The following is a 23,060-nucleotide window of genomic DNA, read 5'->3' as shown; positions in this document are numbered from 1 at the left end:
CCGGCCTCACGGCCGCTCCCGCTCTCGCTCCCGCACCCGAGGGCCTGGTGGAGATGGCGGCCGCGCTCGCCGAAGGAGGCGTCTCCGCACAGTGGTTGACCGAGCGGGCCCTGCGCCGGATCGCGGCCGCACAGCCCCGGCTCAACGCCTTCCGGACCGTACGCGCCGAGGGCGCGCTCGCCGAGGCGGACGCCGCGGACCGGCGGCTCGCCGCGGGCGAGCGGCTGCCGCTGCTCGGCGTCCCGGTCGCGGTCAAGGACGACATGGACCTCTCGGGGGAGCCGACCGCCTTCGGCTGCGCGGGGGCCTTCGCGGCGAAGACCGCGGACAGCGAGGCCGTACGCAGGCTCCGCGCGGCCGGCGCGGTGATCGTCGGAAAGACCCAGACCCCGGAACTGGGCCAATGGCCCTTCACCGAGGGCGCGGCCTTCGGCCAGACCCGCAATCCGTGGAACCCGGACTACACCCCCGGCGGCTCCTCGGGCGGCTCGGCGGCCGCCGTGGCGGCGGGGCTGGTCCCTGCGGCCCTCGGATCCGACGGAGCCGGGTCGGTACGGATACCGGCGGCCTGGACCCACCTGATCGGCGTGAAGCCGCAGCGCGGCCGGATCTCCACCTGGCCGGAACCCGAGTCCTTCAACGGGCTCACTGTCAACGGCGTGCTGGCCCGCACGGTCGCCGACGCGGCGCTGCTGCTGGACGCCGCGGCCGGCCAGCACGCGGAGGACCTGCACCGCCCCGCCCGCATCCCGGCCGCCGAGGCCGCCCGGCGTGCCCCCCGGCGGCTGCGGATCGCCCTCTCCTTCGGCATGCCGTTCACGGCGACGCCGAAGTCCCTTGACCCCGAGATCCGTTCGGCGGTGGAGCGGCTGGCCGGGCGGCTGGAGTCGCTGGGCCACGAGGTGGTGCCGGAGGACCCCCGGTACGGTCCGATCGGCCTGACCTTCGTGCCCCGGGCGACCGCGGGCGTACGGGACTGGGCGGCGCGGGTGCCGGACCGCGCGCTGCTGGACCGGCGTACGCACGAGGCCGTCCGCACCGGCCGGATCCTGGGCGGGCTGCCCCTGCGGGTCTCCCGCCGGTCGGAGGCGGGTCTGCGCTGGCGGGTGGGTGAGATATTCGGCCGCTACGACGTGGTCCTGACTCCGACGACGGCCACGCCACCGCTGCGGATCGGCGCGTTGGCGGGCCTGGGCGCGATGGCCACGGACCGGGCGATGATCGCCGCCTGCCCGTATGCCTGGACCTGGAACGTCCTGGGATGGCCGGGGGTGAACGTCCCCGCGGGCTTCACCACGACGGGACTCCCCCTCGGGGCCCAACTCCTGGGCCCGGCCCACTCGGAGCCCCTGCTCCTGGCCCTGGCCGCCCAGGCGGAGGCAGCCGGAGCCTGGCTGCCGGCCCTCCCGTCCTGACCGGCGGCACCGAGCCGCCCAGGCGGGCCGGAGCCGCCGGAGGGCGGGCCCGCCTCCACCGGCCCGGCCCGGGCCGCCGAACCCAGTAGCCTCACCCGGATGACGGCACTTTCGCATCAGAGCAACGGCCACGCCGACCAGCCCGACCAGCCCGGCCGGGACGGCGGAACCGCCACCACCGAGGCTGATCCGCGCGCCATCGGCCGCGTGCGCACCGAGTACGCGCCCGACCCCGACGGGGATCCGGACCCCGGTGAGATCGTGTGGACCTGGGTCCCGTACGAGGAGAACGACGGCCGCGGCAAGGACCGTCCGGTGCTGGTCGTGGCCCGGGAGCCGGGCGGGCGGACCCTGCTCGCCGTCCAGCTGTCCAGCAAGCGGCACGACCACGACCGGGAGTGGGTGCCGATCGGCACGGGCCCCTGGGACAAGGCGGGGCGGGAGTCCTGGGTGGCCGTGGACCGGGTGCTGCGCGTGCACGAGTCCGGGATGCGGCGCGAGGCGTGCGCCCTGGAGCGGGTGCGGTTCCAGCTCGTGGCCGACCGGCTGCGCGAGCGCTACGGCTGGCGGTAGCCCGCCCGTTCCAGGGCCCCACGGGCTCGCGCCGACGCCTTCCCGGACCGCCCGCCTCCGCTGCCCGCGCCACCCCTTCGGGTGCGTTCGGTACCCGGGCAGGCACGGCCTCTCGGGCCCTGACAGTCCGGCCGCCAAGGCCTGAGCGGCCTGACGGCCAGGCCGCTCAGGCCGCTCAGGCCGGGAAGGCCGCTCAGGCCGGGAAGGCCCGGGCGAAGGCGGCGCGGGGCCCGGGGTCCCGGTCGAGGATGCCGAACACGACCCGTTCGAACGTGTCCGTGAACCGGCCGGTCAGGAGGGTCCGGAAGGCGTCGGCCACCTGCCCGGGGTCGTTCCGGAACACCCCGCACCCCCACGCCCCCAGCACCAGCCGCCGGTAGCCGTGCAGCGCGGCTACCTCCAGCACGCGCTCCCCGCGCCGCAGCAGGGCGCCGGGGATCTCGGCCGCCCGGTCGGGCTCCTGGCGGCGGATGGTGCCCGCGTTCGGCGCCGGAGAGGTGAGGAACCCGACCCGGAACGGGGTCTCCAGCAGCGCGCCCCGGTCGTCGCGGAAGACGGGGACCCCGGGCGAGTGAATCACCCGGTCGGTGTAGAACGTGCTGCGCTCCGCCCGGTGCGCCGCGTAGTGCTCCGGCACCTGCAGCAGCGTCTCGTAGAGGGCGGAGGCGCGGCACAGGGCCTCCTCCTGGGCCTTGGCCCCGCGGACGTAGCCGCCCCCGGGATTCCGGGCCGAGGCGAAGTTCAGGACCGCCACGGAAGCGGCCCCGGAGCCCTGCGACGCGAGCCTGCGGGCCGCCGCCGTGCTGCTCTCCCCCGTGACCTCGAACGCCGTCGGCCCGCCTCCACCCGGTGGCAGTTCGCCTGGAATGACAGGGTTTGGTCCATATATTCTGGTTCCTGCCTTGGCTTCCGCCAGGGCGGCGGCCAGGGAAACCTGCCGCCCGGACCGCGCCCGGTAGCCGCCGGCCGCCAGGACCTCGGAGTTCTCCCGCGCAATCGCGCGCAATCTGCTGCTCACACCTCATCCTGGGCATCGCAGCCCTTGGAAACAAAGGAATTTGTGCTCCGAGGACGGGTAGGCACCGGTGATGTCACGGCCGACGACAGGAGACGAGGACCCGGTCATGTCACACGACTCAGCCGTTCCCGCACCACAGGCCCCACACCCGGCCGCGCCGGCCCCCGGCGCGATCCTCACCGAGACGGAGGCCGAGGAGCTGCTCCACGGCATCTGTTTCAAGACCGGCCCGCCACGGCTCATCGGCGCCGAGCTCGAATGGCTGGTCGTGGACGTCGAGCGTCCCGGCCTGCCCGTGCCGCCCGAGCGGCTGCGCTCCGCGCACGCCGCCGCCCGCGCCCTGCCCCTGCACTCCTCGGTGACCGTCGAACCCGGCGGCCAGCTGGAGCTCAGCTCCGCCCCGTCGGACTCCCTCACCGGGTGCGTGGACGACCTCCGGTCCGACCTCGCGGCCGTCCGGGCCGCGCTGCTCCCCCGCGGCCTGGTCCTGCGCGGCCTCGGCCAGGACCCGCGCCGCCCGTACCACCGGCTGCTGCGCAGCCCGCGCTACGAGGCGATGGAGGCCCACTTCGACCACACCGGCCCGGCCGGCCGCGCCATGATGTGCGGCTCCGCGTCCGTGCAGGTCTGTGTGGACGCCGGACAGGAAGAGCCCGGCCTGTTCGGACTCGGCCGCCGCTGGCGCCTCGCCCACCTGCTCGGCGCGGTGCTGGTGGCCGCGTTCGCCAACTCCCCCGGGCTGGAAGCCCCGTACGCCGGCTGGCGCTGCGCCCGCCAGGGGAACTGGGCCGACATCGACAGCCGACGCGCCCTCGCCCCGCCGATGGACGCCGCGCCCCGGTCCGGGTGGGTCCGGCAGGCGCTGGACACCGAGCTGATGTGCGTACGGTCCTACGACGGCGACCCGTGGGCGGTGCCCCGCGGCATGACCTTCCGGGACTGGCTGCGCGGCGGCGGGCTTCCCGGCCTGCGGCCCCCGGACGCCGAAGACCTCGACTACCACCTGAGCACGCTGTTCCCGCCGGTCCGCCCCCGCGGCCACCTCGAACTGCGGATGATCGACGCGCAGCCCGGCGACGACGGCTGGGTGGTGCCCCTGGCCGTCGTCCACGCGCTGTTCGACGACCCGGAGGCCGCCGAGACGGCGTACCGGGTGGCGAAGGCGCTTGCGGACTCCTACGGACACGCGCCCGCGCCCCGCAACCCGCTCTGGAGGTCCGCCGCCCGGCACGGCCTGGCCGACCCCGAGCTGCGCGGCGCGGCGACCGCCTGCTTCCGGGCCGCCGCCGAGGCGCTGCCCCGGCTCGGCGCGAGCACCCGCGTACGGGACACGGTCGCGGCCTTCGCCGACCGGTACGTCCTGCGCGGCCGCTGTCCGGCCGACGACCCGCCCGGGCGGCGGCTCGCCGGAGCGGAGGTCCGCCCGTGACCACCGAAGCGCACCGCACGCCCCCCGAGGACCTGCGGGAGCGGGCGGCCGCCGCGCTGACCGCCGCCCGCGCCCGTACGGCCGCACTCACCGATCCCGTGAGCGAGCCCGACCTGGTCGCGCAGCACTCGCCCCTCATGTCACCGCTGGTCTGGGACCTGGCACACATCGGGAACATGGAGGAGCTGTGGCTGCTGCGCAACGTCGCCGGCCGCCCGTCCATGCACCCCGAGATCGACCCGCTGTACGACGCCTTCGAGCACCCGCGCGCCGAGCGGCCGAAGTTGCCGCTGCTGCCCCCCGACGAGGCCCGCCGGTACGCGGCCGAGGTGCGGGGCCGGGTCTTCGACCTGCTGGAGCACACCCCTCTGGAAGGGACGGCGCTGCTGGACTCCGGGTACGTGTTCGGCATGATCGCCCAGCACGAACAGCAGCACGACGAGACCATGCTGATTACGCATCAGTTCCGGCCGGGCGCCCCCGTACTGACGGCTCCGGAGCCGGACGCGCCGTTCGGTCCGCCGGCCGCCTCCGAAGTCCTCGTTCCCGGAGGCCCGTTCACGATGGGCACGTCCGCCGAACCGTGGTCGCTCGACAACGAACGCCCCGCGCACACCCGGGACACCGGGCCGTTCTGGATCGACACGGCCCCGGTGACCAATGCCGCGTACGAGGAGTTCATCGCGGACGGCGGCTACCTCGACCCCCGCTGGTGGGCGCCGGCCGGCTGGGAGCAGATCCGCGCCCACGGCATCGGCGCGCCCCTGTTCTGGCACCGGGAGGACGGCCATTGGCTGCGCCGCCGCTTCGGGGTGACCGAGCCGGTGCCGGCCGAGGAGCCGGTGCTGCACGTCAGCTGGTACGAGGCGGACGCGTACGCCCGCTGGGCGGGCCGAAGGCTGCCCACGGAGGAGGAGTGGGAGAAGGCCGCCCGGCACGATCCGGCGACCGGCCGCTCGACCCGCTACCCGTGGGGCGACGCCGACCCGACCCCCGCCCACGCCAACCTCGGCCAGCGCCACCTGCGCCCGGCCCGGGCGGGCAGCTATCCCGCCGGGGCCTCCGCGCTCGGGGTGCGCCAGCTGATCGGCGACGTGTGGGAGTGGACGGCATCCGACTTCCTGCCGTACCCGGGGTTCCGGGCCTTCCCGTACCGGGAGTACTCGGAGGTGTTCTTCGGGCCGGAGCACAAGGTGCTGCGCGGCGGCTCCTTCGCGGTCGACGCGGTCGCCTGCCGCGGCACGTTCCGCAACTGGGACCTCCCGGTGCGCCGGCAGATCTTCTCCGGGTTCCGCACGGCACGGGACGGTGCCGTCTGATGTGCCGTCACCTCGCCTATCTGGGGCCCGAGGTGACCCTCGGCCGACTGCTGAGCGAGCCCGGACACTCCCTGGTGCGCCAGTCCTGGGAGCCGCGCCGGCAGCGGAACGGCACGGTCAACGCCGACGGCTTCGGCGTCGGCTGGTACGCGGAGGGCGACCCCGTTCCGGGCCGCTACCGCCGGTCGGGCCCGGTCTGGGGCGACGAGACCTTCACCGACCTCGCCCGCGTGGTGCGCAGCGCGGCCCTGCTGGCCGCCGTACGGGACGCCACCCGGGCCGGGGCCGACGGCGAGGCCGCGGCGGCGCCGTTCGCGGACGGGCCGTGGCTGTTCAGCCACAACGGCGCGGTGCGGGACTGGCCCGACGCCATGGCGCCGCTCGCGGCCGCGCTGCCGCCGCGGGAACTGCTCCGGCTGTCCGCGCGCACGGATTCGGCGTTCGTGTGGGCCCTGGTCCTGCGCCGGCTGCGCGCCGGGGACGACCTGGGCACGGCGCTCGCCGAACCGGTCCGGGAGGTGGCGTCGGCCGCGCCCGGCTCCCGGCTGAACCTGCTGCTGACCGACGGGGCGACCATCGCCGCGACGGCCTGGGGCGATTCGCTCTGGTACCTGGCCGAGCCGGGGGCCCGCCGCACGGTGGTGGCCTCCGAGCCGTACGACGACGACAACCGCTGGTGCGAGGTGCCCGACCGGACCTTGCTGACCGCCACCCGTACGCGGGTCGAACTGACCCCTCTCAAGGAGACCCCGCTCGGGGAGAAGGAGCGCTCGTGAGTGACTTCCAGTTGACCCGGACCCTCGACGAGAACGCCGCGGAGGCCGCGCTGCGCACGGACGTCCTGCACGGGCTGACGAGCACCCCCAAGGCGCTGCCGCCCAAGTGGTTCTACGACGCCCGGGGCAGCGAGCTGTTCGAGGAGATCACCCGGCTGCCCGAGTACTACCCGACCCGGGCGGAGCGGGAGATCCTGCTGGAGCGGGCCGGTGAGATCGCCGCGGCGAGCGGGGCCCGGACCCTGGTGGAGCTGGGCTCCGGGTCCTCGGAGAAGACCCGGCACCTGATCGAGGCGATGCCCGGGCTGGACACGTACGTGCCGGTGGACGTGAGCGAGAGCGCCCTGAGGGGGGCCGCGGAATCCCTCCTGGAGGTGCATCCGAGGCTCCGGGTGCACGCGCTGGTGGCCGACTTCACGCGGGCCCTGCGGCTTCCGGAGTCCCCCGGGCCGCGGCTGGTCGTGTTCCTGGGCGGCACGATCGGCAACCTGCTGCCGCCGGAGCGGGCGCTGTTCCTGGCCTCCGTACGGGCGATGCTCTCGCCGGGGGACGCGCTGCTGATGGGGACGGACCTGGTGAAGGACGAGGCCGTGCTGGTGGCGGCGTACGACGACGGCCGGGGGGTGACGGCGGAGTTCAACAAGAACGTTCTGGCCGTCGTCAACCGGGAGTTGAACGCGGACTTCCACACCGCCGATTTCGATCACGTGGCGGTGTGGAACCGGGAGCGGGAGTGGATCGAGATGCGGCTGCGGGCCCGGTCGGACCTGCTGGTCAAGATCCGGGCGCTGGACGTGGTGGTGCCGTTCGCGGCGGGCGAGGAGATCCTGACGGAGATCTCGGCGAAGTTCCGTCAGGAGGGCGTGCGCAAGGAACTGGCAGCCGTGGGGCTTGAGTTGACCCAGTGGTGGACGGACGCGGCGGGCCGCTTCGCGCTGTCCCTGTCGGTCGCCCACGCCCCGGCCGGCTGAGCGGGGATCCCGGGTGGCGCCGCCGGGCCCGCGGCGGCGTTGACGGCAGCCTGACCTCGGCGCGCACGCCGCGGGCGCGGGCGGTCCGCCACAGGGAGGCGGTCAGCGGATCGTCACCGACGAAGGCGGGCTCCCCGGCCGGCTCCCCGTCGCCCCGCAGGTACGCGAGGTGCACGGGCTGTACGGGGACCCGCGCGTCCAGGGCGGCCTGGAAGGCGGCCCTGCGGAAGGGCCCCCGGGCGCGCCCGCACCAGGTGGATCCCTCGGGGAACACGGTGACCCGGCCCCCGGCCAGCAGGGCGCCGGTGACGTCCCCGATGGTGGCGGGCAGGGCGCGGATCCGGTCGCGTTCGATGAACAGGGTTCCGGCCCGCAGGGCGATGCGGCCGAGGACCGGCCACCCCCGCAGGTCGCTCTTGGCCAGCATCCGGGAGGGGAGTACGGCGAGGACGAGCGGGATGTCCAGCCAGGAGATGTGGTTGGCGACGATCAGACGGCCCCCGTCCGGGCCGGGGCTGCCGTACGGGGTGACGCGTATCCCGAAGGACCGTACGAGCGCGGTGGCCCAGGCCCGCACCACCGCGTGCCGGGGGCCGGCCGGCAGCAGCCGGACCGGCGGGGCGCACAGGACGCCGGCGAGGACCAGCGCCAGGGCCGTGGTCAGCCGGAGCACCGCCCGCGGCAGGCCCGCGGTGCGTCCCTGGTGGCCGGCGCAGCCCTCGGGGGTACACGGCGAGGTGGGCAGCCAGACGCTCATGCGGCCGGGGCGAGCGAGAGGAAGTGCTTGAGGTAGCGCGGGTTCGTACGGCGCAGGGAGAGCAGGACGTACAGGTCGGCGCAGCCGAACTCGGCGTCGAGGGCCGGCTCGCCGCAGACCCAGGCGCCCAGGCGCAGGTAGCCGCGGAGCAGCGGGGGCACCTCCATCCGGCCGGGGTGGGTGATGCCCGCGGGGTTCCAGGGGAGGTGCGGGGTGACCCGGTACTCCTCGGGGGCGAGGTTGCGGGCCAGGGTGGTCTCACGGGTCGCGGCGGCCAGGACTCCGCCGTCGTCGAGCGGGATCGAGCAGCACCCGGCGAGCCAGTCGTGCCCGGAGCGGTCCATGTAGCGGGCGAGGCCGGCCCAGATGAGGGCGATGACGGCGCCGTTGCGGTGGTCGGGGTGGACGCAGGAGCGGCCGACCTCGACGAGGTCGGGGCGGATGGGGTTGAGGGCGGAGAGGTCGAACTCGCCCTCGGAGTAGAGGCGTCCGGCGACGGCGGCGCGCTCCGGGGGCAGCAGCCGGTAGGTGCCGACGACCTGGCCGGTCTCCTGGTCGAGGACGAGGAGGTGGTCGCAGTACGCGTCGAAGGCGTCGGCGTCGAGACCCGGCTCCGGGCCGTCGAGGCGGGCGCCGAGCTCTCCGGCGAAGACCTGGTGGCGCAGGCGCTGGGCGGCGCGCACCTCGTCCTCGTCGCGGGCGAGGCGGACGGCGTAGCGGGGGGCGGGGACGGCGGCGGAGGCGACCGCGCCGAGGGCCGGGGCGGAGGCGAGGGGGGCCGGGGCTGCGGCGAGCGGGGCCGGGGCGCCGACGAGGGATGCAGGGGCGCCGGGAAGGGTTGCCGGGGCGCTGGGGAGGGGGGACGGGGACAGGGGTGCGATCGTCATGGCGACTCCTGAGCCGGGCACGGAGAGCCAGGCCGGCGGGTGTGCGGCCTGGCTCCTTACTTCTTCCGTGGCGGACTGGATTCGACATGGCCGCGCCGAGGCCCCCGGATGTGCGGACGCTGAACTCGGCGGTCGGCGGGTGGGCGGGCGGCGGTGCGGCGGGTGGGCGGGCGGCGGTGCGGCGGCGCTCAGCGGTCGGAGCCGAGGACCCGGCTGATCGTGTCGGAGGCCGCCTGGGCGGCCTGCCTGGGGTCCTGGCCGGTGAGGACGGCCGTCATGTACGGCTTGATCGGGTTCTCGGCCTCCACTTCGGCCCACCGGGCGGACTTCGGGGTGGCCCGGCCCTGGGCCGCCCCGGGGGCCATGGCCATCGCCCCCTCGTTGCCCTCGACCACGTGGGCCAGGGACGTCCGGTTCGGCACGTAGCTCATGGTGCGGGCGAGCTCGGTCTGCCACTTCTCGCTGACCAGGGCGGTGATCACGTCCACCGCGTGAGCCCGCTGCCGGGTCTTCTCCGGGATGATCAGGTCGGAGCCGCCGGTGAAGACGGCGCCCGCCTTCTCCGAGGTCTTGCCGGGGATCGGGAAGAAGCCGAGCTTGTCCTTCAGGGCGGGGTTGGCGTCCTCGATCTCCTTGACCTGGCTGGGCGGGGCGATGATCTGCGCGACCTGGCCGCGGGCGAAGACCTCCGACTGCGGGGGCGTCTCCTCGTCGGCGTCCTTGGGGCCGTCGCCGAGCCCCTGGAGCTGCTTGTAGAACTCCATGCCGGCCAGCGCCCTGTCGTCGTGGAGGGTGCCCGTCCACTTGCCGCTGTTCTCGACGGCGAGGTCGCCGCCCTCGTCCCAGACGAACCCGGCGAGGACGTACCAGTTCTGGCCCGCGAGGTAGATGCCCTGCTGGTCGCCCTTGTCGAGCCGCTGGGTGGCCTGGATCCACTCTTGGCGATTCTTGGGCAAGGCCTTGATCCCGGCGCCGGCGAAGAGGTCCTTGTTGTAGATGACCACGCGGTTGGCGGCGTACCAGGGGACGCCGTACTGGGCGCCGTTGACACTGCCGGGGTCGGAGAGGCCCTTGAGCCAGTCCTTGTTGCCCCATTCGCGCAGGCCCTCGAGGGTGAGTTCGGAGAGGCCGCCGACCTCGATGTACCGGGAGACCTGGGTGTTGCCCACCTCTATGACGTCGGCTCCCTCCTTGCTCTCGCCGGAGAGTACGCCGCTCACCTTGTCGCCGATGCCCGTCCAGTCCTGGATCTTCACCTCCAGGTCGACATCGGGATGCTCCTGCTCGAACGACGCGGTGAACTTGCTGATGAAGTCGTCCGAGGCGCTGCCCTTCATCAGCCAGAGCGTCACCTTCTGTGGTCCTCCGGCCGAGTCGGCCAACTGGCTGCAGCCCGTGAGGGCGGCCGCGGCCGCGAGGGCGGTGCACACGGCAAGGAAGCGCATCTTCACGAAGGTCACCTTCTGGGAACGGGGCTCAGATGGCTTGAAATTGGCATAGACCAATAGGCGGGTCAAGGGGGTTAGGCGCGGGACTCTTCGCGCAAAGTTCGCGGAGCCGGTCTAACTGGGGCACCGTAGAACAAGGCAATAGCCACCCAGTGTCGGGAGACCCCCATGTCCAATCACACGTACCGGGTGACCGAGATCGTCGGCACTTCCCCCGAGGGCATCGATCAGGCCATCCGCAACGGGATCACCCGGGCGGGGCAGCACTTGCGCAACCTGGACTGGTTCGAAGTCGTACAGGTGCGCGGGCACATCGAGAACGGCGAGGTGGCGCACTACCAAGTGGGCCTGAAGGTCGGCTTCCGCCTCGACGAAGACGCCTGAGCCCGGGGCCGACCGCCCGGGCCGGGCCGCTCAGGTGCGGCCCTCGCCCTCCTGGGCCGCCTTGAGTTCCGGCGCGTCCGCGGCCCAGTCCGCCAGGACCACCCGGAAGCCCGCGGCGCGTGCCGCCCCGCACACCAGCTCGTCGTCGTCGACGAGCATCCGCACCTCCCGGCCCCGGGCGATCCGCTTGAGCACCTCCAGCTTCGTCGTCCGGGCCGGCCGCCGGTCCTGGTTCCCGCGCATCGACAGCGTTCCCTCGGGCAGGCCGTGCCGCGCGAGCCAGTCGACCGTGTCCTTCCGGCACCGCTCGGGGCGGCCCGTCAGGTACACCACCTCGCACTCCCGCGCGCTCTCCCGCGCCAGCGCCACCCCGCGGGCGAGGGGCGGATCGGTCGGGGCCGCGCCGAAGAAGCCGTTCCAGTCGCGGGGCCGTCCCTCCAGGAAGTGCTGGCGGTGGCCGGTGTCGGCCAGGGTGTTGTCGATGTCGAAGACGGCCAGCGGCCGCACGGTGCTCTCGGTCATCCCGCCACCCTAGGGCGCGCCCCCAGGAGGGCCGGCGGGGAGGGCAGGACAGGCCTGCGGCCTGGCGTCGCGCCGGTCCGGGAATCCTCGCGGCCGCCCGGCGTTGACACGAGTGTGATCCGAAACCTCTCGATACTCGACCGGTCCCGCACCCGCGAGGGCCACCCCGCCCCGCAGGCGCTGCGCGACACCGTGGAGCTGGCCCGCACGGCGGAGGAGCTCGGATACCACCGGTTCTGGGTCTCGGAGCACCACAGCGTGCCCGGCGTGGCGGGCTCCGCCCCCACCGTGCTGGCGGCCGCCGTCGCCGGCGCGACCCGGCGGATCCGGGTCGGCACGGGCGGGGTGATGCTGCCCAACCACCAGCCGATGGTGGTCGCCGAGCAGTTCGGGGTGCTGGAGTCCCTCTTCCCCGGCCGGATCGACATGGGCCTCGGCCGCTCCGTCGGGTTCACCGACGGGATCCGGCGCGCCCTGGGACGGGACACCGGGGACGCCGACCGGTTCGAGGAGCAGCTGGCCGAGCTGCTGGGCTGGCTCGACGGCAGCCAGACGGCGCACCCCGAGGTCCACGCGCGCCCCGCCGAGGGGCTGCGGATCCCCGCCTTCGTCCTGGCCACCGGTGCCGGGGCCAAAATCGCCGCCCGGGCCGGGCTGCCGCTGGTGGTGGGCGATCTGCGCTCCCGGGACCGGGTCGCGGAGGCCGTCGGGACGTACCGGCGGGAGTTCCTGCCGTCCGCGTGGGGCCCGGAGCCGTACGTCGTGGTCTCCGGGACCGTCGCGGTGGCCGCCACCGCGGAGGCGGCCCGGCGGATCCTGGTCCCGGAGGCGTGGGCCCTGGCCCACTCCCGCACCCGGGGCAGCTTCCCGCCGCTCCGCCCGGCCGAGGAGGTCGAGGCGCTGGACATGTCCCCCAAGGAGCGGGAGCTGTACGAGGGCGCCCTCGCCGGGCACGTCCACGGCACCGGGGAGCAGGTGGCGGCGGAGCTGTCCGAGGTGGCCGCCCTGACCGGCGCGGACGAGCTGCTCGTCACCACGTCCACGTACGACCGGACGGCGCTGCTGGAGTCCTACCGCGGGCTGGCCCGGATCGCGGGCCTCTAAACTGGGACGAATGCACCAGCCCGCGCCCGCACCCCTCCCCGCCGGCCCCCCGGCCGGTGATCCTCGCGCCGCCGATCCCCGTTCCCCGGGTCCACGTTCCCCGGGTCCGGGTTCCCCCGACCCGCGTTCCATCGATCCGTACGTCCGCGTGCGGGGCGCCCGGGAGCACAATCTGCGCGGGGTCGACGTGGACGTCCCGCGCGACGCGCTGACCGTGTTCACGGGCGTCTCCGGCTCCGGCAAGAGCTCGCTCGCCTTCGGGACGCTCTACGCGGAGGCCCAGCGCCGGTACTTCGAGTCGGTCGCCCCGTACGCCCGCCGCCTCATCCACCAGATCGGCGCGCCGAAGGTCGACTCCGTCACCGGACTGCCGCCCGCCGTCTCGCTGGAACAGCGCCGCTCCTCACCCGGTTCGCGCTCCTCGGTGGGGACGGTGACCCTGCTGTCGAACTCGCTGCGGATGCTGTATTCGCGAGCCGGAACCTACCCCGCGGGCGCGGAGCCCCTCGACTCCGACGCCTTCTCCCCCAACACCGCCGCAGGCGCCTGCCCTTCGTGCCACGGGCTCGGCCGGATCCACCGCACCAGCGAGGAACTGCTCGTGCCTGACCGGCATCTGTCGATCCGTCAGGGTGCCATCGCGGCCTGGCCGGGCGCCTGGCAGGGCAAGAACCTGCGCGACGTCCTGGAGGCCCTCGGCCACGACGTGGACCGGCCCTGGCGGGAGCTGCCCGCGAAGGACCGCGAGTGGATCCTGTTCACCGAGGAGCAGCCGGTCGTGACGGTGCACCCGGTGCGCGACGCCGACCGGATCCAGCGGCCCTACCAGGGCACGTACATGAGCGCACACCGCCACGTCATGCGGACGTTCGCGGACAGCAGGAGCGCCGCCCTGAGGGCGCGTGCCGAGAAGTTCCTCACCGACTCGCCGTGCCCCGCGTGCGAGGGGCACCGGCTGCGGCCGGAGGCGCTGGCCGTGACCTTCGCCGGGTACGGCATCGCGGACCTCGCGGGGATGCCGCTGTCCGAACTGGACGCCGTACTGGCCTCCGCACGGGAGTCCGCACCCGCGGCCGGAGAGGCGGCGCGGGTCCTGACGGAGGGCCTGCGCACGCGGATCGGACCCGTCACGGAGCTCGGGCTCGGCTATCTGAGCCTGGACCGGACCGCGCCCACCCTGTCCGCGGGCGAACTGCAGCGGCTGCGGCTGGCCACGCAGCTCCGGTCGGGCCTGTTCGGGGTGGTGTACGTGCTGGACGAGCCCTCGGCCGGGCTGCACCCCGCCGACACGGAGGCCCTCCTCGGCGTACTGGACCGGCTCAAGGAGGCCGGGAACACGGTGTTCGTCGTGGAGCACCACCTGGACGTGGTGCGGCACGCGGACTGGCTGGTGGACGTGGGCCCGCTGGCCGGGGAGCACGGCGGGCAGGTGCTGTACAGCGGGCCGCCCGAGGGCCTCGCGGGCGTACCGCGGTCGGCCACGGCCCTGTACCTGTCCGGGGCGGCCGGGACGGGGCGGGCGCGGCGGCCGGTGCGCGAGGCGAGCGGGTCCGTACACCTGGGCGCGGTCGACCGGCACAATCTGCGCGGGGTGGAGGCCCGCTTCCCGCTGGGGGTGTTCACGGCGGTGACCGGGGTGTCGGGCTCGGGAAAGTCCACGCTGGTGGGCCAGGTGCTGGCCCGGGAGGTCGGCGAGCGGCTGGCGGACGTGGACTTCCCCGTACGGCGGCTGGTGGAGGTCGACCAGAAGCCGATCGGCCGCACCCCCCGGTCCAACCTGGCGACGTACACGGGGCTGTTCGACGTGGTGCGCCGGCTCTTCGCGGCGGCGCCGGACGCGCGGGCGCGCGGCTGGAAGGCGGGCCGGTTCTCCTTCAACGTGCCGGGCGGCCGGTGCGAGACCTGTCAGGGCGAGGGCTTCGTCTCGGTGGAGCTGCTGTTCCTGCCGAGCACGTACGCCCCGTGCCCCGCCTGCGCCGGAGCCCGGTACAACCCCGAGACGCTGGAGGTCCGGTACGGGGACCTGGACATCGCGGAGGTCCTCGGGCTGACGGTGGAGGCGGCGGCGGGCTTCTTCGCGGAGGTGCCGGCGGCGGCGCGCAGTCTGCGGGCCCTGGAGGACATCGGGCTCGGCTACCTGCGGCTCGGGCAGCCGGCGACGGAGCTGTCGGGCGGCGAGGCGCAGCGGATCAAGCTGGCCACGGAGCTGCAGCGCGTGCGCCACGACCACACCCTGTACGTACTGGACGAGCCGACGACGGGACTGCACCCGGCCGATGTACGAGTGCTGCTGCGGCAGTTGCACGGGCTGGTGGACGCCGGGCACTCGGTGGTCGTGGTCGAGCACGACATGGCGGTGGTGGCGGGCGCGGACTGGGTGATCGACCTGGGCCCGGGCGGCGGCACCGAGGGCGGCCGCATCGTGGCGACGGGCACCCCGGCGGAGGTCGCGGCGTCGGGCACAAGCCGCACGGCGCTCTACCTGGCGCGGGCGCTGGCGGAGGACGGGGGCCGGGTCGGTCCGTAGCGGGTCCCGCGCGGCCCGGCCCGGTCCCGCGCGGCGCGGCCGGTGACGGTGCTACGCGTCTCCGGGCAGCAGGTTCTGGGGCAGTTCGCGGAAGCTCCACAGGCCCTGGCGGCGGGTGAACATCCAGACGAGGTCGTACCGGTCGGGCCAGGCGGCGGGGACGCCGACGACCCGGTGTGCGCCGAGGGCCCGGACCAGGCGGGGGATGCCGGCCGGTTCCCAGCAGACCAGGGCGGGCATCGGGGCGGCCAGCACGGCCCGGGCGAGGACGGGTTCGGCGCCGACGGCGAACTCGGCGCGCACCGGCGTGCGCAGCACGGTGGCGAGGGCCGCCACCGTCTGCCCGCACCGCTCGGGGGCGGCCTTGCCGCCGGCCGCGAAGACGGCGGCGGGACGGGGCAGGGAGGAGCGGGCCGACGGTGGGAAGAGACGCGGCAGCTCCTCGGCGCGGCGCAGCCCCCGGCCGGACAGGGAGCCGGGGTGTTCGACGCCCTCGTCGTCCTCGGCGGTGTCGCCCGCGTACGGCTTCTCCGCGTGCCGGATCACCATGACCAGGGCGTCTCGCGGTCCGGCGGGCGGACCGGGGGCCGGGGGGTGCTCCCGGTCCGCGCAGCCGGCCGCGGCCAGCGGGGCGAGGGCGGCGGCCAGCACGCTGCGGCGGCGCGGTCCGGACCCGGTGGGGGCATGTGGCATAGGGCCCACTGTCACGCATGGGCGGGGGTCTGCCGGGGCGCGGCGCGGCGCGGGAGGCCCGGGTCAGCCGATCGGCGCAGACGGGGACGGGGGCGTGGCGGACGAGATGGACAGGGACGTGGAGGGCAGGGGTGCTGACGGGTCGGACGTTCTCTCGTACGGGGAGGGGACCGGGAAGTAGGCCTCCAGGAACGCGCCGACCGCGCGCTGCTGGGCCTGCGGGGAGAGCCCCGTACCGGCGTCGTCGGCGAGGCAGAAGGCGTCGGACTCGCGGTGGTGGACCATGTCGCCCAGGCGTTCGAGCTCGTCGGCGTGGCCGGTGGACACGTAGGCGGCGGCCAGCTCGCCTTCGACCGCGTGGCCGTCGGCGAGGGCCAGGTGGACGGCCAGGGTGACGGGGGCGATGTCGGTGGCGCTGCGGAACACGGACCGGCTGGTGCCGGTGAGGCCGCCGGGCAGACGCGCTTCGAGGTGCTCGAAGAGGGAGCGGCTGAGGGGGTAGGGGGTGTGGGCCAGGATCCGCGGATAGGTGCGGCCGACGGCGGATTCGACGGCCCGGCGGGTGGCGCGCTGGGAGAGGGTGAAGACGTCGTCCTCGGAGTCCGGGGAACTGGGCGGGACGGCGCGGTCGTCGTGGAAGACCTTGGGGAGGCCGGAGGGGAGGAAGAAGTTCTGGGGCCGCTGGGACCGGCCGAGGAAGATGTCGTCGTTGAAGTAGACGAAGTGCTCGGCGAGGCCGGGTATCCGGTGCAGCTGGGTCTCTATGGCGTGGGAGTTGAAGACGGGCAGGACGTCCGGCTCGGCGAACAGGTCACGGTGGTCGACGACGGTGATGCCCGGGTGGTCGGCGGCCAGCCATGCGGGGACCTGGTCGTCGGTGACCAGGAAGACGTGCCGGATCCAGGGCGCGTGCGCGGCGATCGACCGCAGGCAGTAGCGCAGTTCGCCGCGGTCGCGGTAGCGGTGCTCGCCGCGGTCCACGGCGGGAGCGGCGCAGGCATCCGGGGCGGGGAGGTCCGCGTCGGGGGCTCCGGCGCCGGGCGGGACCTGCGCCGGGACGGCTGCGGCTGCGGCTGCTACGGCCGCCTGCTCGCGGCGGCGGCGCCACGCGGGGTCGGAGGCGTCCACCCAGGTGATGACGGCGTCGATCGGGAAGTCGATGTCGTCGGGGAAGCGCCGGGCGAGGGCGTCCACGACGGGGTACTCCCGGTCTCCGACGCGGTGGGTGCCGGTGGCGGCCAGGGAGGGGACCCACCAGCCGAACGGCGTCTCGCGCAGCGAGGCGACCCCGCCGGTTCCGGAGTGCGGGGCGTCCCAGAACTCGAGGTCGCAGCCGTGGTCGGAACCGAGGTGGAGGGTACGGCCGGAGGTCACCACCGGCTGGTGGAGGCGGATGCCCTTGACGCCGGGGCGCGGTGCGCCGTCCTGCGCGGCGGCTTCCGCCGAGGCCACGGCCGCGGGGAGCGTTTCGGCGAGTACGGTGGCGAGCACCCCGCCGTCGCCGAGGAGTTCGGCGTAGACGGGCCGGCCGGTGAAGGCTTCGGCGCAGGCGGTGAGGGCCGCGTCGCGGCGGCCGGGGGCGATGGCCACCCGGTGGCTCAGTCCCCCGTCCGGTACGAGGCCGTAGCCGATGTCCGCCGCTTCCAACGCCTCGGCGGCGGCCCGCAGGTTCGCCGCGCGCAGCCCAGCCGGCAGCAGGTCGTCCCGTACGACGGCCAGTCGGCCCCGGTAGCGGACGACGCCCTCGGCGGCGCCCAGCGCGGTCAGGATCTCGTCCTCGCGGCCGGGCCCGCGGGGCGCGGCCGCCGCCCGGTCACCGGGGCCGGTCCGTTCCCGCTCGTGCGCGGAGGGCTGTCGTGGGACGCCGCCGGGTCGCCCCAGTACGCGGGCCAGGCGCCGGAGCCCCGCCCAGTTGAGGTACCGGCGGATACCACTCATCTTCTACACCTCGGGGTTCGCGGACGCGACAGGCCTTCTGCCGGTCCGGCAGCCCCCCGAAAAGCCAACGTCAGCATAAGCCGACGCCTACGGCGGATGAACGGGACTTCCGTCTCCCGGTGGTTTCTCATCCGACTCTCATGCCCGTGCCCACCGGGGATCCGGCGCCCTCCCGGCGCCGTCCCGGCGCGTTCCCGGGGCGCCTCCCGGCGGTCTCCCGTGCCGCGCGGATCAGCGCAGTCCCTTGCGGAGCGCCCGCAGCCACTCCTTGTTCATCGCGGTGATCGAGGGAAGCGCGATGCCCTTGGGGCAGGCCGTGGCGCACTCCCCGGCGAGGGTGCAGCCGCCGAACCCCTCCTCGTCCATCGTGGCCACCATGTCCAGGACGCGGGTCTCCCGCTCGGGCGAGCCCTGCGGGAGGACATTGAGGTGGTTGATCTTGGCCGAGGTGAAGAGCATCGCCGAGCCGTTGGGACAGGCGGCCACGCACGCGCCGCAGCCTATGCATTCCGCGTGTTCGAAGGCGTGGTCGGCGTCGTGCTTGGGCACGGCGGTGGCGTGTGCCTCGGGGGCGGCGCCGGTGGGGGCGGTGATGTACCCGCCGGCCTGGATGATCCGGTCGAAGGAGCCGCGGTCGACGACGAGGTCCTTGACCACGGGGAAGGCGGCGGCCCGCCAGGGCTCGACGTCGATGGTGTCGCCGTCGGCGAAGGACCGCATGTGGAGCTGGCAGGTGGTGGTGCGCTCGGGCCCGTGGGCGTCGCCGTTGATGACGAGGCTGCACGCGCCGCAGATCCCCTCGCGGCAGTCGTGGTCAAAGGCGACCGGGTCCTCGCCGCGCAGGATGAGGTCCTCGTTGAGGGTGTCGAGCATCTCCAGGAAGGACATGTCCTTCGAGATGCCGTCGACCGCGTAGGAGGCCATGGCGCCGGGGGCGTCGGGGCTCTGCTGGCGCCAGACGCGCAGGGTGAGCTTCATGCGTAGCTCCGCTGGGTGGGGTGGACGTACTCGAAGACGAGGTCTTCCTTGTGCAGGACGGGGGCGCCGCCCGTGAACTCCCAGGCCGCGGCGTACGAGAACTCCTCGTCGCGCCGCTCGGCCTCGCCCGCCGCGGTCTGGGACTCCCCGCGGAAGTGGCCGCCGCAGGATTCCGCGCGGTGGAGGGCGTCGAGGCACATCAGCTCGGCGAGTTCCAGGTAGTCGACGATGCGGTTGGCCTTCTCCAGCGACTGGTTGAACTCCTCGCCGCGGCCGGGGACCTTGATCCGCCGCCAGAACTCGTCGCGTATCTCCGGGATCCGCTGGAGCGCCTTGCGCAGCCCCTCCTCGGTGCGGGCCATGCCGCAGTACTCCCACATGAGTTCGCCGATCTCCCGGTGGAAGGAGTCCGGGGTGCGGTCGCCGTCGACGGAGAGCAGCCTCGCGAGGCGCTCGCGGGTCTCGCGCAGGGCGGCGGCGGTCTCGGGGTGGGTGTCGTCGACGGCCTCCCGGTGGGGGTGGCGGGCCAGGTAGTCGTTGATGGTGGAGGGCAGTACGAAGTAGCCGTCGGCCAGTCCCTGCATCAGGGCGGACGCGCCGAGCCGGTTGGCTCCGTGGTCGGAGAAGTTGGCCTCCCCGATCGCGAAGAGACCGGGGACGGTGGTCTGGAGGTCGTAGTCGACCCACAGGCCGCCCATCGTGTAGTGGACGGCGGGGTAGATCCTCATGGGGACCTCGTACGGGTTCTCCGCGGTGATCCGCTCGTACATCTCGAAGAGGTTGCCGTACTTCTCGGCGACCTTGTCCCGGCCCATGCGGCGGATGGCGTCGGCGAAGTCGAGGTAGACGCCCTGGCCGCCCGGGCCGACGCCGCGGCCCTCGTCACAGACGTTCTTGGCGGCGCGGGAGGCTATGTCGCGGGGGACGAGGTTGCCGAAGGAGGGGTAGATCCGCTCCAGGTAGTAGTCGCGCTCGGACTCGGGGATGTCCGCGGCGGGGCGGTGGTCGCCCTCGGCCTTGGGGACCCAGATGCGGCCGTCGTTGCGCAGGGACTCGCTCATCAAGGTGAGCTTGGACTGGTGGTCGCCGGTGCGCGGGATGCAGGTGGGGTGGATCTGGGTGAAGCAGGGGTTGGCGAAGTACGCCCCGCGCCGGTGCGCGCGCCAGACGGCCGTCGCGTTGGAGTTCATGGCGTTGGTGGAGAGATAGAAGACGTTGCCGTAACCGCCGCTCGCCAGCACCACCGCGTCGGCGTGGTGAGTGGTGATCTCCCCGGAGACCAGGTCGCGGGCCACAATTCCGCGGGCCACTCCGTCGACCACGATCAGGTCGAGCATCTCGGTGCGGGCGTGCATCTCGACGTTGCCAGCGGCGATCTGCCGGGAGAGTGCCTGGTAGGCGCCGAGGAGGAGCTGCTGTCCGGTCTGGCCGCGGGCGTAGAAGGTGCGGGAGACCTGGACTCCGCCGAAGGAGCGGGTGTCGAGGAGGCCGCCGTACTCGCGGGCGAAGGGGACGCCCTGCGCCACGCACTGGTCGATGATCTCGACGGAGATCTGCGCGAGGCGGTGGACGTTGGACTCGCGGGCGCGGAAGTCCCCTCCCTTGACGGTGTCGTAGAAGAGGCGGTGCACCGAGTCGCCGTCGTTGCGGTAGTTCTTCGCGGCGTTGATGCCGCCCTGAGCGGCGATGGAGTGGGCGCGGCGAGGAGAGTCCGAGAAGCAGAACTGGACGACGTGGTAGCCCTGTTCGGCGAGGGTGGCGCCGGCGGCACCGCCCGCCAGGCCGGTGCCGACGACGATGACGGTGTGCTTGCGGCGGTTGGCCGGGTTCACGAGCCTGGCCCCGAAGCGGCGGCGGTCCCAGCGTTCCGCGATCGGGCCTTCGGGGGCCTTGGCGTCGGCCAGGGGCTCACCGGTGGTGTAGTGGACGAAGCTGCTGTCGTTGGGGCTCATGGTCAGCTCACCACTCCGGTCATGACGGCGACGGGGACGGACACGAAGCCCGCGAAGAGGACGAGGGCCAGGGCATTGGCCAGGAACTTCAGCGCCCGGTCGCGCCGGGCGCTGCCCGCGCCGAGGGTCTGGGCGGCACTCCAGAAGCCGTGGCGGACGTGCAGGCCGAGGGCTCCCATCGCCACGATGTAAACGGTGTTCCCGTACCAGGTGGAGAAGGTCGAGAGGACGTTCTCGTAGGGGTGGCCGGCCCACGCGCGCTCGTTCACGGTGAGCGTGGTGAGGTCGAGCAGGTGCCACACGATGAACAGGGCCAGGATGACGCCGCCCCAGCGCATGGTGCGGGTGGCGTAGCTCGCACGGCGGCGCTTGTGCGCGTACTTCACGGGGCGGGCCTTTATGTCCCGCCGGCTGAGCTGGTACGCGGACACGGCATGGGCGGCGACGGCTGCCAGCAGCGCCACCCTCACGATCCACAGTGCCCACTCGTGGTGCAGGAACGGCGAGCCGAGGGTGCGCAGCCAGTGGGCGTACCCGTTGAATTCGTCCGCCCCGAAGAAGATCTTGAGGTTGCCGAGCATGTGCACGACGAGGTAGCCGAGCATGACCAGGCCGGAGACCGCCATCACGGCCTTCTTGCCGACCGACGAGTCCCAGATCGTGCGTGTGGTGGACGGCCGTCGGTCCGTCCGCGTTGCCAGAGCCATGGCACAGACGGTAAGGACCAAGGTCCTGAAAGGTCCAAGACATGATGGAGCTCCTGTCGATAGCCCCTGCCTATGAGGGGGCGTAACCTGGGCGTATGCAGTTCCAGCAACTCCTGTACTTCGTGGCCGTGGCGGAGACCCGGCACTTCACCCGGGCCGCGGAGCGGGTGCACGTGGCCCAGCCCTCGCTCTCCCAGCAGATCAAGGCGCTCGAGCGGGAGCTGGGGGCGGAGCTCTTCAGCCGGGCTCGGGGGAACATCGCGCTCACGGACGCGGGTGATGCCCTGCTGCCGCTCGCTCGGCGGATCCTGGCGGACGCGGACACGGCCCGCCTGGAGGTGCAGGAGCTGGCTCAGCTGCGGCGCGGCCGGGTCCGGCTGGGCGCCACCCCGAGCGTGTGCACGGGTCTGCTGCCGGATGTGCTGCGCGCCTTCCACACGGCGCATCCGGGGATCGAGCTGCTCATCGAGGAGAGCGGCTCTCTCGACCTCGTACGGGAACTGGCGCGCGGGGCGCTGGACCTGGCTCTGATCGCGCTGCCCCTGCCGCCTTCGGCTCCGGCGCTGACGACGGTGGAGCTGCTGACGGAGGACCTGGTGGTGGTGTCCTCGTCCGAGCTTCCGGCGCCCGGCGGAGGCCGAGAGCTGACCATCTCCGGGCTGCGGGACGAGCCGATGGTGATGTTCCGGCACGGCTACGACCTGCGGGAGATGACGGTGACGGCCTGCCGCGCGGAGGGCTTCGAGCCGGTGTTCACCGTGGAGGGCGGCGAGATGGACGCGGTGCTCGGCTTCGTCCGGGCCGGACTGGGGGTGGCGGTGGTCCCGGCGATGGTGGTCGACCGCGCGGGCCCGGGCCTGCGGGCGACTCCGCTGGCCGGTTCGCCCCTGCGCCGCACGATCGCCCTGGCGCACCGCACGGACGTGGCTCCGCCGCGCGCCGCCCGCGAACTGAAGCGCATCCTGATCGGCTGACCTGGCGGCCCGCGCGGATCAGGCCCCGCGTATGGGCAGGACCCGCTCGAGCCCGCCGGCCAGCATTCCGAAGGCCTGGTCGGCTTCAGCCACGGCCTCCGGGTGGGCCTCGTCGGCGCTCTTGCCTGAATCGATCCGACGGTAGTTCGCCCGGCCCAGCTCCTGACGGGCGGTCACCAGGTTCAGGGCCGCCAGCCGGGCGGTGAGCGGCGGAACCGACTCGGCTTCGAGCACATCGGCGAGCAGGTCCGCCTCCCGCGCGCCGTAGTGGGCCAGCCGCGTCTCGAGGCCGGCGGTGGAGTAGACCAGCTTCTGGAAGGCCAGGACGTCGGGGTGGTCGCACAGACCGGTGATCGGATCGCGCTCCGCCAGGGCCACGACGAAGTGCTCGTGCAGGGCGCCGACGGGGCCCCGCCCCGGCATCCGGTCCCGCACGATGCGCGCCGCCTCGTCCTGGTGGTCGGCGAACCGGTCCAGCACCAGATCCTCCTTGCTCGGGAAGTACCGGAACAGCGTGGGCTTGGAGACTTCCGCCGCGGCGGCGATGTCCGCCACGGAGACGGCGTCGAAGCCGCGTTCCAGAAAGAGTTCGAGCGCCGTGGCCGCCAGCTGGCGGCGCGTACGCAGCTTCTTGTTCTCACGGAGACCCGTCGTGTTTTCCATGCGTACACCGTAGCACGGATTCGTG

The 23,060-nt window shown here is 73.8% G+C and carries 20 protein-coding genes and 1 pseudogene; 10 read left to right on the top strand and 11 right to left on the bottom strand.

Annotated features, from left to right (window positions below; genetic code table 11):
• Positions 1-47: 47 nt before the first annotated feature.
• Complete coding sequence (locus OTB16_RS21955) at positions 48-1,415, top strand: amidase (protein ID WP_267722235.1); 1,368 nt, start codon at positions 48-50, stop codon at positions 1,413-1,415.
• A gap of 99 nt (positions 1,416-1,514) precedes the next feature.
• Complete coding sequence (locus tag OTB16_RS21950) at positions 1,515-1,988, top strand: type II toxin-antitoxin system PemK/MazF family toxin (protein ID WP_267722160.1); 474 nt, start codon at positions 1,515-1,517, stop codon at positions 1,986-1,988.
• A gap of 193 nt (positions 1,989-2,181) precedes the next feature.
• On the opposite strand, the gene OTB16_RS21945 is transcribed toward OTB16_RS21950, so the two are convergent.
• Positions 2,182-3,006: a TIGR02452 family protein gene (locus OTB16_RS21945; RefSeq protein WP_267722159.1), complete on the bottom strand. Its 825-nt coding sequence runs from the start codon at positions 3,004-3,006 to the stop codon at positions 2,182-2,184.
• 106 nt (positions 3,007-3,112) lie between these two features.
• Here OTB16_RS21945 and egtA point away from each other — a divergent pair, with 106 nt between their 5' ends.
• Genes egtA through egtD form a run of 4 tightly spaced genes read left to right on the top strand, consistent with a single transcriptional unit; the run spans position 3,113 to position 7,501 of the window.
• The gene (egtA, locus tag OTB16_RS21940) at positions 3,113-4,435 is read left to right on the top strand and encodes an ergothioneine biosynthesis glutamate--cysteine ligase EgtA (RefSeq protein WP_267722158.1); all 1,323 of its coding nucleotides are present in this window, start codon (positions 3,113-3,115) and stop codon (positions 4,433-4,435) included.
• On the top strand, positions 4,432-5,754 hold the full coding sequence (egtB, locus tag OTB16_RS21935) for an ergothioneine biosynthesis protein EgtB (protein ID WP_267722156.1): 1,323 nt from the start codon (positions 4,432-4,434) through the stop codon (positions 5,752-5,754). Before egtA ends, egtB begins: the two co-directional genes overlap by 4 nt.
• Positions 5,754-6,530, top strand: a complete 777-nt coding sequence (gene egtC / locus OTB16_RS21930; protein ID WP_267722154.1) for an ergothioneine biosynthesis protein EgtC — start codon at positions 5,754-5,756, stop codon at positions 6,528-6,530. The genes egtB and egtC overlap by 1 nt, the downstream gene beginning before the upstream one ends.
• On the top strand, positions 6,527-7,501 hold the full coding sequence (gene egtD / locus OTB16_RS21925) for an L-histidine N(alpha)-methyltransferase (RefSeq protein ID WP_267722152.1): 975 nt from the start codon (positions 6,527-6,529) through the stop codon (positions 7,499-7,501). The genes egtC and egtD overlap by 4 nt, the downstream gene beginning before the upstream one ends.
• Positions 7,502-7,730: 229 nt before the next feature.
• On the opposite strand, the pseudogene OTB16_RS21920 reads toward egtD, so the two are convergent.
• The 3 genes and pseudogenes from OTB16_RS21920 to OTB16_RS21910 all read right to left on the bottom strand — a co-directional run.
• A pseudogene (locus OTB16_RS21920) lies at positions 7,731-8,258 on the bottom strand (lysophospholipid acyltransferase family protein); the annotation flags it as partial.
• Positions 8,255-9,145, bottom strand: coding sequence for a GNAT family N-acetyltransferase (locus OTB16_RS21915; protein ID WP_267722150.1), 891 nt, complete (start codon positions 9,143-9,145; stop codon positions 8,255-8,257). The gene OTB16_RS21915 and the pseudogene OTB16_RS21920, both read right to left, overlap by 4 nt.
• Before the next feature lie 188 nt (positions 9,146-9,333).
• The gene (locus OTB16_RS21910) at positions 9,334-10,596 is read right to left on the bottom strand and encodes an extracellular solute-binding protein (RefSeq protein ID WP_420717771.1); all 1,263 of its coding nucleotides are present in this window, start codon (positions 10,594-10,596) and stop codon (positions 9,334-9,336) included.
• Between the two features lie 165 nt (positions 10,597-10,761).
• Here OTB16_RS21910 and OTB16_RS21905 point away from each other — a divergent pair, with 165 nt between their 5' ends.
• Complete coding sequence (locus OTB16_RS21905; protein WP_267722148.1) at positions 10,762-10,977, top strand: dodecin; 216 nt, start codon at positions 10,762-10,764, stop codon at positions 10,975-10,977.
• Between the two features lie 30 nt (positions 10,978-11,007).
• Here OTB16_RS21905 and OTB16_RS21900 read toward each other — a convergent pair whose 3' ends face one another.
• Positions 11,008-11,499: a phosphatase domain-containing protein gene (locus tag OTB16_RS21900; protein WP_267722147.1), complete on the bottom strand. Its 492-nt coding sequence runs from the start codon at positions 11,497-11,499 to the stop codon at positions 11,008-11,010.
• A 114-nt stretch (positions 11,500-11,613) separates the two neighbouring features.
• Here OTB16_RS21900 and OTB16_RS21895 point away from each other — a divergent pair, with 114 nt between their 5' ends.
• Both OTB16_RS21895 and OTB16_RS21890 read left to right on the top strand, forming a co-directional pair.
• The gene (locus OTB16_RS21895; protein WP_267722145.1) at positions 11,614-12,603 is read left to right on the top strand and encodes an LLM class flavin-dependent oxidoreductase; all 990 of its coding nucleotides are present in this window, start codon (positions 11,614-11,616) and stop codon (positions 12,601-12,603) included.
• 10 nt (positions 12,604-12,613) lie between these two features.
• Positions 12,614-15,130, top strand: coding sequence for an excinuclease ABC subunit UvrA (locus tag OTB16_RS21890; RefSeq protein ID WP_420717770.1), 2,517 nt, complete (start codon positions 12,614-12,616; stop codon positions 15,128-15,130).
• Between the two features lie 51 nt (positions 15,131-15,181).
• On the opposite strand, the gene OTB16_RS21885 is transcribed toward OTB16_RS21890, so the two are convergent.
• The 5 genes from OTB16_RS21885 to OTB16_RS21865 form a co-directional block, all read right to left on the bottom strand.
• Positions 15,182-15,823 carry a hypothetical protein gene (locus OTB16_RS21885; protein ID WP_267722142.1) on the bottom strand — a complete coding sequence of 214 codons (642 nt, stop codon included), beginning with the start codon at positions 15,821-15,823 and terminating at the stop codon, positions 15,182-15,184.
• Positions 15,824-15,886: 63 nt separating this feature from the next.
• Positions 15,887-17,761, bottom strand: coding sequence for a stealth family protein (locus OTB16_RS21880; RefSeq protein ID WP_267722140.1), 1,875 nt, complete (start codon positions 17,759-17,761; stop codon positions 15,887-15,889).
• 231 nt (positions 17,762-17,992) lie between these two features.
• Positions 17,993-18,739 (bottom strand): succinate dehydrogenase/fumarate reductase iron-sulfur subunit, encoded by a 747-nt coding sequence (locus OTB16_RS21875; protein WP_267722138.1) that lies wholly within the window; start codon positions 18,737-18,739, stop codon positions 17,993-17,995.
• Positions 18,736-20,691, bottom strand: coding sequence for a fumarate reductase/succinate dehydrogenase flavoprotein subunit (locus tag OTB16_RS21870; RefSeq protein WP_267722136.1), 1,956 nt, complete (start codon positions 20,689-20,691; stop codon positions 18,736-18,738). The genes OTB16_RS21875 and OTB16_RS21870 overlap by 4 nt, the downstream gene beginning before the upstream one ends.
• 2 nt (positions 20,692-20,693) lie before the next feature.
• Positions 20,694-21,398 (bottom strand): succinate dehydrogenase, encoded by a 705-nt coding sequence (locus OTB16_RS21865; RefSeq protein ID WP_267722134.1) that lies wholly within the window; start codon positions 21,396-21,398, stop codon positions 20,694-20,696.
• A 95-nt stretch (positions 21,399-21,493) separates the two neighbouring features.
• Between OTB16_RS21865 and OTB16_RS21860 the strand changes: the two genes are divergently transcribed.
• The gene (locus tag OTB16_RS21860; RefSeq protein ID WP_267722132.1) at positions 21,494-22,372 is read left to right on the top strand and encodes a LysR family transcriptional regulator; all 879 of its coding nucleotides are present in this window, start codon (positions 21,494-21,496) and stop codon (positions 22,370-22,372) included.
• An 18-nt stretch (positions 22,373-22,390) separates the two neighbouring features.
• Here the strand turns inward: OTB16_RS21860 and OTB16_RS21855 are convergent, their stop codons facing one another.
• On the bottom strand, positions 22,391-23,035 hold the full coding sequence (locus tag OTB16_RS21855) for a TetR/AcrR family transcriptional regulator (protein WP_267722130.1): 645 nt from the start codon (positions 23,033-23,035) through the stop codon (positions 22,391-22,393).
• Positions 23,036-23,060: the final 25 nt, after the last annotated feature.

This window comes from Streptomyces antarcticus, from assembly GCF_026627255.1.
Classification (GTDB): Bacteria; Actinomycetota; Actinomycetes; order Streptomycetales; family Streptomycetaceae; genus Streptomyces; species Streptomyces antarcticus.
The sequence above is the reverse complement of the archived record's forward strand: the minus strand, read 5'-3'. Positions and strand labels throughout refer to the sequence as shown.